Raw genomic sequence first — 11,737 nt, 5'->3', positions numbered from 1 at the left:
GAGGCCCGTCCGAATGAATGCAGTACATCCTGCGAAGCTGCGTGTCGCCGTGGTCGGCGCCGGCTACGTCGCCAGCCATCACCTGGCCGCCCTGAAACGACTCGACTTCGTCGAACTGGTCGGCATCTGCGACACCAACCTCGAAGCCGCCGAGGCGCTGGCCCGGCGCTTCGGCATCGGCCAGGTCGCCAGCGACCTCGCCGGCCTGGCCGCTGCGCGTCCGCAGGTCGTGCATGTGCTGACCCCGCCGGCCTCGCACGCCACGCTGGCCATGCAGGCGCTCGACATGGGCTGCGGCGTGCTCGTCGAAAAGCCGATGGCCGACAGCGTCGCCGAATGCGAGGCGATGATCGAAAAGGCCCGCGAGAGGGGCCTGATCCTCGGCGTCAATCATTCCGACCTGCTCGATCCAGTGGTCATGAGGGCACTCGAGGCGGTGCGCGCCGGGCGCATCGGCGAGGTCATCTCGGTCGACATCCTGCGCAGTTCCGAGTATCCGGCCTACGCCGGCGGCCGCCTGCCGGCCCAGGTCGCCCAGGGCTCCTACCCGTTCCGCGATCTCGGCGTGCATGGCCTGTACACGCTGGAAGCCTTCCTCGGCCCGCTCTCGGACCTGCGTGTCGATTTCCAGGCCAGCGGGCGCGACCCCGATCTGCAGTTCGACGAATGGCAGGCGCGCGTCAGCGGCGAACGCGGCTACGGCCGCATGCTGCTGTCCTGGAATGCACGGCCGATGGAGAGCCGCCTCGTCGTGCGCGGCAGCGCCGGCATCATCGAGGTCGATCGCTTCCTGCAGATCGTGCGCATCCATCGCGTCCTGCCCGGACCCAAGTTCATCGGCATCGTGCTCAATACCGTGCTCAGCGCGATGGCGGACTGCTTCCGCGTGCCGTGGAACGTGCTGCGCTTCGCCACCGGCCTGCTCAAGCCTTCGCCCGGCATCCAAAAGGGAGCGGCCGATTTCGCCATCGCCGCACGCGACAATTCGAAGCCGCCGTTCGACGGCGCCGCCGCGTTGCGCGTGATCGCCCTGCTCGAGCCAGCCTGCGCCGAACCCGATCGCCTGCGCCGCGACGCGATCGAATCGCGCTATGCACCGCTGCCCCCGGCCGATGTCCTGGTCACCGGCGCGGCCGGTTTCCTCGGTCGTGCCCTGGTCAAGGCCTTGCGCGCACGCGGCCAGACCGTGCGCGTGCTGCTGCGCAAGCCGAACGCCGACCATGCGAACGATGCCGGCGTGCAGACCGTGATCGGCAATCTCGGCGATCCGCGCAGCGTCGACCATGCGGTCGCCGGCTGCGGCGTGGTCTATCACGTCGGCGCTGCGATGCGCGGCAGTCCGCGCGATTTCGAGGCCGGCACGGTCTGGGGCACGCGCAACGTCGTCGAGGCCTGCACCAGGCACGCGACCAGACGGCTGGTCTACGTCAGCTCGATGAGCGTGTTCGATCACGCCGGTCGCGACCCGGCCGCGACCATGACCGAAACCTCCGCCTATGAGCCCCATCCCGAATGGCGCGGCGCCTACACGCAGACCAAGCTCACCGCCGAGCGCCTCGTCCTCGAGGCGATCCGCGACCGCGCCCTGCCAGCCGTGATCCTGCGTCCGGGCCAGATCTTCGGCCCCGGTGCAGAGAAAGTCACGCCGAACGCGGTGATCGGCCTGGCCGGACGCTGGGTCGCGGTCGGCGACGGCGCCATGAGCCTGCCGCTGGTCTTCGTCGACGATGTCGTCGACGCCCTGCTGCTGGCCGCGGAAGCGCCGGCAGCGCTGGGCAAGGTCTTCAACATCGTCGACACCACTGTAGTCAGCCAGCAGCAGTACCTGCAGCGCGCCCAGCGCAAGCTCGGCGATGAACTGCGCGTGGTGCGCGTGCCAACCGGCCTGTTCATGGCGCTCGGTTTCGGCGTCGAGCTGCTCGGCAAGGTGTTGCGCCGCGACGTGCCGTTGACGCGCTACCGCGTGCGCTCGCTGCGGCCACTGGCGAATTTCGACACGCGGGCGGCGCGCGAGGAACTCGGCTGGACGCCGCGCGTCGGCAGCGCGCGCGGCCTCGAACGGACCTTCGGCACGGCCGACTGAGCCGCTCAGCTCGCCTCAGGGCGGGCTGTGGGTTTGGCTTCGCGATGGCGCTTCCAGGCGCGCCGGATCCAGCGCATCGCCGGACGCTCGACGAGGAAGGTCAGCAGCGTGGCCAGGCCGGTGACCCCCACGGCCGCGCAGACGGCCGCCAGGCTGGCCGACAGCCCGTTGTTCTCGAGCTGCCAGATCAGGCTGAAGCCGATCGCCTGGTGCAGCAGGTAGAGCGAATAGGAAATCGTGCCGAGAAACGCGAACGGAGCCCAGCGCAGGCCGCGCAACCAGCCCAGCGCAAAGGCCGCGAAGATCGCCGTGCAGATCACCGCGACCTCGAGGTAGATCGGTGTGTAGGCGATCGCGATTGCGACCAGGCAGAGCCCCACCAGCAGGCCGTCGACGACGCGTTCGGTCGGTCGCGTGCGCATCCGGTAGAACAGGATGCCGATCGCGAAGTACGGAATGTGGTGCAGGATCAGCAGTTCGCGTGCCGTATAGGACACGCTGATCCCGTTCTTCTCGGCAAGTCCGCTGAGTGCCGCGACGACGAGCCAGGCAAAGATGATCCAGCGGATCCGCTGCAACTGGCCGAGCACGAACCAGAGCAGCATCTGCGCGTAGAAGAACAGTTCGACCTGCAGCGTCCAGTAGGACCCGTCCAGGTGCTCGGCGCCAAGAATCTGCTGGATCATGGTGAAATCGAGGGCGACGTCGCTCCACGGCAGGCGCTGCGATGGCATGCCGATCGAATAGACCACCGCCGCGCTGAGCAGGATCGCTGCCCAGTAGGCCGGAAACAGCCGCGAGAAGCGCGAGACGATGAAATCCATCGCTGTGCGCGTGCGCTCGAGGGTCATGAAGATGACGAAGCCGCTGATCAGGAAGAACAGGTGCACGCCATAGTTGCCGAACGCGAACGACATCGGCGCAGGACCGATATGCCCGACCTCGTTGCCATAGTGGGTCGTGTAATGGAAAGCCACGACGGCCAGCGCCGCCAGGCCTCGCAAGGCATCGAGTTCGACGACGCGCAAACCGGTCGAGGGCGGGTTCTCTAGCGGGCTCAATGCGGTTCCCGGCGCAAGACGGCTGGCGCGCATCATATACCTCGGCCCGCGGCGCCGGTCGCGAGAGGAGCGCGGTCGAACGGCCGTCCGGGGCGGGTCCCTGCGCGGGTCGGCAGCCGATACAATGCCGGCTTCCCCGTACAGCCGGTCCGCATGCGCCTACTCGTCGTGACCTCGCAGTTTCCCGTCGCCGGCGAGCCGACGCGCGGCCGGCCGATCCTGCAGACGGTCGTCGAACTGGCCCGCCTTGCCGAAGTCCGCGTGCTGAGCCCGGTCGCCCGTTATCCGCGCTGGGCAAGGCCGCGCAGCTACTTGTACCAGGCGCCCGAACCGGCCGCGGCGATCCCCGGGTGCGAGGTGGTCCATGTCAGCTACCCGGCCCTGCCGATGCTGTCGCGACCGATCAATGGCTGGCTCTGCGGGCGCGCCCTGCGCGCCGAGGCACGCGCATTCCGGCCCGATGTCATCCTTTCGTACTGGCTCTACCCCGATGCCGCAGGCGCACTGCGGGTGGCCGGCGAACTCGGCGTTGCGCTGGTCGCCGGCGCCCGCGGATCGGATATCCGCGTGCGTGATGCCATCAGCCGGCGCCTGACCGCGCCGGTCGTGCAGAAAGCCGGGCGACTGCTCGTGGTCAGCGCCGACCTCGGCCGTCTGGCCACCCGCGACTACGGCGCCGACCCGGCGCGCGTGCGCGTCATCGCCAACGGCTGCGATGCCGATACCTTCAAGCTGCGCGACCGCGCCGAGGCGCGCGCGGCGCTGGCCGTGGAGCCCGATTCGCAGCTCGTGCTCTACGTCGGCCGCCTGGTCGCCGAAAAGGGCCTGCGCGAACTCGTCGCGGCGACACGCGCGCTGCGCGACGCGCATCCGCGCGCCGAACTGGTGCTGGTCGGCGACGGTCCGCTGCGCGAGGAGCTCGCCCAGCTCGCCCGCGATCCGGCCCAACGCCTGCGCCTGGCCGGGGCGCAGCCCGCGGACAAGGTCGCGCAATGGATGGCCGCGTCCAACCTGCTCGCCCTGCCGAGCTATTCGGAGGGCCACCCGAACGTGCTGGTCGAGGCCCTGGCCTGCGGCCGGCCGGTCGTCTCCTGTCCGGTCGGCGGCGTGCCCGAAGTCGTCGACGCCTCGTGCGCGGTGCTGGTACCGCCGCGCGAGGTCGAAGCACTGGCCAGTGCGCTGGCGGCGGTGCTCGCGCGCGACTGGGACGAGCAGGCCCTGTCGCGGCGCTTCTCGCGGCGCTGGGGCGAGGTCGCCATGGAAACCCTGGCCGCCTGCATCGAAGCGCGCGACGCCCATCGGGCCGGAAAACGGGAGTAGACGAGCACGTGTGCGGAATAGCGGGATTCAGTGGCGCAACGGTGCCGGCCGAGCAGGCGCGCGGCGAACTCGAGGCGATGATCCATACGCTCGAACATCGTGGCCCGGACGGCTACGGCTATTACGTCGGCGCGGGTGTCGGCCTTGCCCACGCGCGTCTTTCGATCATCGACCTGGTGACCGGCGACCAGCCGATCCACAATGAGCGTGGCGATGTCTGGACGGTCTTCAACGGAGAGATCTTCAACTACCTCGAACTGCGTGCCGACCTGATCGCCCGCGGCCATCGTTTTTACACGCAGTCCGATACCGAGGTCATCGTCCATCTGTACGACCGCTATGGCGACCGCTTCGTCGATCACCTCAATGGCCAGTTCGCGATCGCGCTGTGGGATGCCAGGCGCCGGCGACTCGTGCTGGCCCGCGACCGCGCCGGCATCCGGCCGCTGTTCCATACGCGGGCGCGCGGGCGCGTCTGGTTCGCCTCCGAGATCAAGGCCCTGCTCGCGGCGGTGCCCGAGCGCGCCCGCCTCGATGCCAATGGCCTCGTCGAAGCGCTGACCTACTGGGCGCCGGCCGATCCGGATACGCTGTTCGAAGGCGTGCGCAGCCTGCCGCCCGGCCATCTGCTCGCGATCGAGGAAGACGGTCGCGAGACGCTGACGCAATACTGGGACTGGACCTTTCCCGACCGCGATGCCGCGCCGGCCTTCGCATCGGTCGAACAGGCCACCGCCGAACTGCGCGAGCTGCTCGTCGATGCGGTGCGCCTGCAACTGCGCGCCGACGTTCCGGTCGGCGCCTACCTGAGCGGCGGGCTCGATTCGTCCGGCATCGTCGCCATGGTCCGCGGCTTCACGCAGACCCCGGTGCGCACGTTCTCGGTCGCCTTCGAGGACGCCGAGTTCGACGAGAGCGAACACCAGCAGGCCATGGTCCGCCATCTCGGCACCGAGCACACCACCCTCACCTGCACGAGCGCGCAGATCGGCGCGGCCTTCCCGCGCCTGATCCGGCACGCCGAAACACCGGTCCTGCGCACCGCGCCGGTGCCGCTGATGCTGCTCTCGCAGCGCGTGCGCGAGGAAGGCTACAAGGTCGTGCTGACCGGCGAGGGCGCCGACGAAGTGTTCGGCGGCTATGACCTGTTCAAGGAGGCCAAGGTGCGCCGCTTCTGGGCCCGCCAGCCCGACTCGACCCTGCGTCCGAAGCTGCTCGGTCGCCTCTACGGCTACCTGGAGAATTCACCGGTGCGCAACCCGGGGTTCGCCCAGTCGTTCTTCGGCCAGGGCCTCGAGCACATCGATCGGCCGATCTTCGCCCACGTGCCGCGCTGGATCACCTCGCAACGCGCGCTCAACTTCCTCTCGCCGGAACTGCGCGCGGGCATCGGCCAACGCGACGCCCTGGCCTGGTACGAGCAGCGCCTGCCGGCCGCGATCCATGCCTGGGCGCCGCTGGCGCGCGACCAGTACGTCGAGGCCAAATCGCTGCTGGCGGCCTACCTGCTCGCCGCGCAAGGCGACCGCGTCGCCGCGGCGAATTCGGTCGAGGGCCGCGTGCCCTATCTCGATCATCGCGTGATCGAATTCGGCAATCGCCTGCCGGCCAACTTCAAGATTCGTGGCCTGACCGAGAAGTACCTGCTGCGGCGCGCCCTCGCCGACCTGTTGCCTGCCGACATCGTCCAGCGCACCAAGCAACCCTACCGCGCGCCCGACAGCCGCAGCTTTTTCGTCGATGGCCGGGCCCTGGATTACGTCACCGACCTGCTCTCCGCCGAACGCATCCGCAAGGCCGGCTATTTCGACGCCGACCGGGTCGGCCGCCTGCTTGACAAGTGCCGCGCCGGCAAGGCGACCGGATTCGCCGACAACCAGGCCTTCGTCGGCATTCTTTCGACGATGCTGCTCGACGAGACCTTCCTGCGCGGGACCCCGGCGCCCTGAGCCGCCGGCCCGGGCGCTCAATCGCCGACCAGTTCGAGCCGCAGCAGCTTTGCGCTGACCCCATCGGTCAGCAGGTAGAGCAGGCCGTCGGGGCCCTGCCTGACATCGCGGATGCGTTCGCCGCGATCGCCGAGCAGGCGCTCCTCGTGGACGATGCGGTCGCCATCGAGCTCGAGCCGGATCAGGCTGCTGCCGGCCAGCGCGCCGAGGAACAGGTTACCGTTCCAGCCGGGCATGCGGTCGGATGCATAGAAGGCCATGCCGCTGAGCGCGGGCGAGACCTTCCAGTAGTGGTGCGGCTGCTCCATGCCTGCGGCTGCCGTGCCGATCGCCTCGGGAATCGGCTTGCCGTCGTAGTTGATGCCGTAGGTAATGATCGGCCAGCCGTAGTTCCTGCCCGGCAGCGGAATGTTGATCTCGTCGCCGCCGAAGGGTCCGTGCTCGCTGGTCCAAAGCTGGCGCGTCCATGGATTCAGCGCCGCACCCTGCATGTTGCGGTGGCCATAGGACCAGATCTCCGGGCGCACGCCGGCGCGGCCGACGAAGGGGTTGTCGGCCGGCACGCTGCCATCGAGGTTGAGCCTGACCAGCTTGCCCTGCAGCTTGTCGAGGTCCTGCGCAGTCGGCCGCTTGTTGTTTTCGCCCTGTGTCACGAACAAGTGGCCGTCGCCGTCGAACACCAGGCGCGATCCGACGTGGGTGCCACTCGAGAGCTTCGGTTCCTGCTCGTAGATGACCTCGCCATCGGCGAGCGCATGATCGACCAGGCGGGCACGGTAGACGGCGGTGCCGGCCAGGTTGCCGCGCAGGTTGGACTTGGCGTACGACAGATAGATCGCCTGGCTGCGCTCGAAGTCCGGGGCCACGGCGACATCGAGCAGGCCGGCCTGGCCGTCGACGAAGATCGACGGCAAACCGCCGATCTCGGCGACCAGGCGGGCATCCGCATCGAGCAGCAGCAATCGTCCCGGGCGTTCCGTGACGAGCATGCGGCGGTCGGGCAGGAAGGCCAGGCCCCAGGGATTGTTGAACCCGCTGGCCAGTTCGACGATGCGCACCTCGCCGCGCTCGCTCGCCGCGAGCGCGGCCTGGCCGGTGCCGCTGACGACCGGCTGCGGGCGCGCCGGCGCACCGCCATCGAGACGGCAACCCGCCGTCGCCAGCAGGACCATCACAACGAGTGCCATCGCGCGCATGCGTGCATCCTCTCCGGGTTCGGCGATCTCGGCCCGCAACCTTAGCCAATTCGCCCCCGTCGCGCATCCCGTCGGGTCACGGGGGCGTGGCCGGCGGCATCGGCGACCTGCAAGGCAGGCGCCGCCGCTTTCGGGCACAATTCGCGCTCGCGGTCGGGGCGCATGCACGTCAGCAGGCGTGGCGCGGGGGAATCGGCCGGCGCGCACGCGAAGGCGCCGGGCGCAGGCCGAACACGCCATGCATGGGCCTGCCGGCGGTGTGCTCCGTCCATGCGGCCGCATCAATCCACAGGGGTGAAACCAAGTCGATGGACCAGAAGAAGCAGATCAAGGCATTCGTGCTCGAGAACTATCTATTCACCGACGATGAGAGCGCGCTGGCCGATGGTGACTCGCTGATCCGCGACGGCATCGTCGACTCGACCGGCATGCTCGAACTGATCGGGCATCTCGAAGAGACCTACGCGATCAAGGTCGAGAATGCCGAAATGATTCCCGCCAACTTCGATTCGATCGATTCGATCGCCGCCTTCGTCGCAAGAAAGTCGCCCGCCTAGGGAGGCGCATGATCCCGCTCAGTTCACGCATCGAACGGATCGCCCGCGTCGAACCGGGGCGTCGGGCCATCGCCGAAGGCGAGCGACGGATCGACTACGGCACGCTGTGGGCACAGGCACGCGCATTCGCCGCGTTCCTGCGGGCATCCGGCATCGATGCCGGCGATCGTGTCGCCGTGATCCTGCCAAATTGCATCGAAGCGGTGGTCGCCTGCCACGGCTGCTGGCTGGCCGGAGCCGCGATCGTTCCGCTCAACGCGCAGGCACGCGCACGCGACATCGCACCGTGGCTGCGTCACTGCGCAGCGCGCTGCGTGGTTTACCAGGCCGGCCATCGCGACAGCGAACTGGCCCTCGAGGCGATCGCCGAACCGATCCTGCGCGTGGCCACCGGCACATCCGGCGTCGACGGCGCCAGCATCGCCTGGGCCGACGCGCTGGCGGCCGCGGCACCTTCGGCGCCGGTGGAATACCAGGCGAGCGACCTGGCCATGATCCTCTACACCTCGGGAACGACCGGCGCGCCCAAGGGCGTCATGCTCAGCCACGCCAATCTCGCCGCCAACGTCGATTCGATCGTCCGCTATCTCGAACTCGGCAAGGACGACAGCATCGTCTCGGTGCTGCCGTTCTACTACTCCTATGGCGCCTCGGTACTGCACACGCACCTGTCGGTCGGTGCCTTCCTCGTCATCGAGGCCAACCTGGTGTTTCCGCACCTCATGGTGGAAACGATGGCGCGCGAGCGGGTCAGCGGATTTTCCGGCGTGCCCTCGACCTTCCTGCTCCTGCTCAACCGCGTGCCACTGGCCAACTACGACCTGTCCTCGCTGCGCTACCTGACCCAGGCCGGCGGGGCCATGGCCCCGGCGACCGCGCAGCGCCTGCGCGAGGCCCTGCCCCAGGCACGCCTCTACATCATGTACGGCCAGACCGAGGCGACCGCGCGGCTGGCCTGGATGCCGCCCGAGCGCCTGGACGAAAAGCCCGGCGCGGTCGGCATGCCGATCGACGGCGTCGAACTCGTCGTGCGCCGCGAGAACGGACAGCCGGCCGACGTGATGGAAGTCGGCGAGGTCCATGCACGCGGCCCGAACGTGATGCTCGGCTATTGGCGCAATCCGGAGGCAACCGCCGCCGTGCTGCAGGACGGCTGGCTGCGCACCGGCGACATGGGCCACTTCGACGCCGACGGCTTTCTCTACCTGGCCGGGCGCCGCAGCGACATGATCAAGACCGGTGCCCACCGCGTGCATCCGAAGGATGTCGAAGAGGCGATCGCGGAATTGCCGTGGATCGCCGAGGTCGCCGTCGTTGGCGTCGACGACGACACCCTTGGCCAGGTCATCAAGGCCTTCGTCGTCACCGATGCCGAGCATCGCTCGAACGCCAACGCGATCAAGGCGCATTGCCGGGAACGCCTGGCCGCCTACAAGATTCCGAAATTCATCGAGTTCGTTGATGCGCTGCCGAAGACTGCCTCGGGCAAGATCCGGCGGACCCAACTGACCGCCACCACCGAACCGCGGGAGGTCTCGTGACAAAGCTGGATTGGAGCGTACTGGACATCGACTACGAGCAGGAGGCCGATCGCATCGCCAGGCGCCTGCGCGAAGTCACCGCGCGCGAGCTGCACAAGCGCGGCCTCGTCGTCGCGATCTCGGGCGGCATCGACAGCTCCTCGAGCGTCGCCCTGGCCGTGCGCGCGCTCGGCCCCGAACGCGTTTTCGCCCTGATCCTGCCCGAACGCGACTCCAGCGACGACAGCGCCGTGCGCGCGAACCTGCTGGCCGGGCACCTCGGCATCCGCGTCGAGACCGTCGACATCGCCCCGGCCCTGGCCGCCATCGGCTGCTACGCGGCGCGCGACGAAGCGGTGCGCCGCGCGCTGCCCGAATACGGCGACGGCTGGCGCTTCAAGATCGTCATCGAAGGCGGCATCGAGGGTCGCATCAACCGCTTCCGCCTGGTCGCCGTGTCGCCCGATGGCGATCAGGTCGAGCGTCCGCTCGGCCTCGCCGAATACCTGCAGATCGTCGCCGCCACCAACTTCAAGCAGCGCATCCGCAAGAACCTCGAATACTTCCATGCCGACCGCCTCAACTATGCCGTGGTCGGCACGCCGAACCGGCTCGAATACGACCAGGGCTTCTTCGTCAAGAACGGCGACGGCTCCGCCGACGTCAAGCCGATCGCGCACCTCTACAAGACCCAGGTGTACGGAATGGCGCGCCATCTCGGCCTGCCCGAACGCGTCTGCGCGGCGGTGCCGACCACCGACACCTACAGCCTCGAACAGGGCCAGGACGAATTCTATTTCGCCCTGCCCTATCGCTCGATGGATCTCGCCCTGTGGGCGCTCAACCACGAGGTGGCCGCGTCCGAACTGGCGCGCGTGCTGGACATTTCCGACGCGCAGGCCGAGGCCGTCTACGAGGACATCCGGACCAAGCGGCGTACGACGCGCTACCTGCATCGCGCGCCGATCCTGGTCGGTGAAGTGAACGAACTGGACGCGCACGCTTGAGCCAGGGCAGCACGCCCGCCGCTTACCAGGTCGATCCGGGACAGGTCCGGCGCGACCGCGAGGCGATTCTCGCGGTCTGGCACGGCAACCTCGGCGAAGACGCGCGCATGGGCGCGAAGTTCGACTGGTTCTATGCGCAATGCCCGTTCGGCGAACCGAGCGTGTGCCTGCTGCGTGCGGCACCGCAAGCCGCGCCCATCGGCGTCGCCGCGGCAGGTCCGCGGCGCCTCATGGCCGCTGCGGGAGCGATCGAGGCCGGCGTGCTGGTCGATCTCGCCGTCGCCGCGGCGCATCGCTCGCTCGGCCCGGCGATGATGCTGCAGACCGCCCTGGCTGAAGTCGCCGGCCAGCGCTTCGGCCTGCTGTACGGCTTCCCGAATCCGAAGGCGGCGCCGGTGTTCAAGCGCATCGGCTATTCGAAGCTCGGCGAGATGATCCGCTATGCGCGTGTGCTGCGCTATGCCGGCTACCTGGCCCGTCGCCTGCCACGTCCGCTCGCCCGCCTCGCCAGCCTGCCGCTCGATTTCGCCGTACGCCTGCGCGATGCCTGGCGCGCGCGCGCCGACCGGCGCTGGAGCGCACGCTGGAGCGATGCCGCGGATGCGCGCTTCGATACGGTCTGGGCCGCCTCGCTGCCGATCGACGGCGCCCTTGCGATCCGCAATACGGCGTTCGCGCGCTGGCGCTTCGATGCCTGCCCGCTCGAGAAGACGCGCTACCTCCTGCTTGAAAACGAAACCGACGGCACCCTGCACGCCTGGTTCGCCTGCCAGCCGCGCGGCGACCTGCTGCACGTACGCGACTTCTGGGCCGTCGACGCCAGCCGCGGTCTCGACCGCGCCTGCATCGATGCGCTGCTGCGCGCCGCCCGCAAGGCCGGCCACGCCGCCGTCTCGGTCGAGATCGCGGCCGAGGCCGGGCACCTCGATGGCTGGCTCGGCGCCGGCTTCAGCGCACGCAGCCGCCGCCCGGTATACGGCAAATGGACGCGCGACGGCGCCATGCCGCCGCTGTTCCTGACCTCGGCCGACGAAGACGAATAGT

Annotated in this window: 9 protein-coding genes; 7 read left to right on the top strand and 2 right to left on the bottom strand. The window is 68.9% G+C overall.

Annotated features, from left to right (window positions below):
* Positions 1 to 13: 13 nt before the first annotated feature.
* The gene (locus BM125_RS01635; RefSeq protein WP_092404230.1) at positions 14 to 2,083 is read left to right on the top strand and encodes an NAD-dependent epimerase/dehydratase family protein; all 2,070 of its coding nucleotides are present in this window, start codon (positions 14 to 16) and stop codon (positions 2,081 to 2,083) included.
* 5 nt (positions 2,084 to 2,088) lie between these two features.
* Here BM125_RS01635 and BM125_RS01630 read toward each other — a convergent pair whose 3' ends face one another.
* Positions 2,089 to 3,177, bottom strand: coding sequence for an acyltransferase family protein (locus BM125_RS01630; protein WP_175497854.1), 1,089 nt, complete (start codon positions 3,175 to 3,177; stop codon positions 2,089 to 2,091).
* Between the two features lie 120 nt (positions 3,178 to 3,297).
* Between BM125_RS01630 and BM125_RS01625 the strand changes: the two genes are divergently transcribed.
* Together BM125_RS01625 and asnB are read left to right on the top strand one after the other, a co-directional pair.
* Positions 3,298 to 4,464 (top strand): glycosyltransferase, encoded by a 1,167-nt coding sequence (locus BM125_RS01625; RefSeq protein WP_092404226.1) that lies wholly within the window; start codon positions 3,298 to 3,300, stop codon positions 4,462 to 4,464.
* 8 nt (positions 4,465 to 4,472) lie between these two features.
* Positions 4,473 to 6,413, top strand: coding sequence for an asparagine synthase (glutamine-hydrolyzing) (gene asnB / locus BM125_RS01620; RefSeq protein ID WP_245778758.1), 1,941 nt, complete (start codon positions 4,473 to 4,475; stop codon positions 6,411 to 6,413).
* 17 nt (positions 6,414 to 6,430) lie between these two features.
* Here the strand turns inward: asnB and BM125_RS01615 are convergent, their stop codons facing one another.
* Positions 6,431 to 7,609, bottom strand: a complete 1,179-nt coding sequence (locus BM125_RS01615) for a PQQ-dependent sugar dehydrogenase (RefSeq protein WP_175497853.1) — start codon at positions 7,607 to 7,609, stop codon at positions 6,431 to 6,433.
* A gap of 308 nt (positions 7,610 to 7,917) precedes the next feature.
* On the opposite strand from BM125_RS01615, the gene BM125_RS01610 reads away from it, so the two are divergent.
* Genes BM125_RS01610 through BM125_RS01595 form a run of 4 tightly spaced genes read left to right on the top strand, consistent with a single transcriptional unit; the run spans position 7,918 to position 11,736 of the window.
* On the top strand, positions 7,918 to 8,166 hold the full coding sequence (locus BM125_RS01610) for an acyl carrier protein (RefSeq protein WP_092404615.1): 249 nt from the start codon (positions 7,918 to 7,920) through the stop codon (positions 8,164 to 8,166).
* 8 nt (positions 8,167 to 8,174) lie between these two features.
* Entirely contained in the window at positions 8,175 to 9,707 is a 1,533-nt protein-coding gene (locus tag BM125_RS01605; protein WP_092404224.1) for a class I adenylate-forming enzyme family protein, read from the top strand.
* Positions 9,704 to 10,693, top strand: coding sequence for an NAD(+) synthase (gene nadE, locus BM125_RS01600; protein WP_092404222.1), 990 nt, complete (start codon positions 9,704 to 9,706; stop codon positions 10,691 to 10,693). The genes BM125_RS01605 and nadE overlap by 4 nt, the downstream gene beginning before the upstream one ends.
* Positions 10,690 to 11,736 (top strand): hypothetical protein, encoded by a 1,047-nt coding sequence (locus BM125_RS01595; protein WP_092404220.1) that lies wholly within the window; start codon positions 10,690 to 10,692, stop codon positions 11,734 to 11,736. The genes nadE and BM125_RS01595 overlap by 4 nt, the downstream gene beginning before the upstream one ends.
* Position 11,737: the final 1 nt, after the last annotated feature.

The sequence above is a fragment of the Dokdonella immobilis genome (genome assembly GCF_900115085.1).
In the GTDB taxonomy this organism is placed as follows: Bacteria; Pseudomonadota; Gammaproteobacteria; order Xanthomonadales; family Rhodanobacteraceae; genus Dokdonella; species Dokdonella immobilis.
Note: the sequence above shows the minus strand (reverse complement) of the source record. Positions and strands in the feature narration are given on the sequence as shown.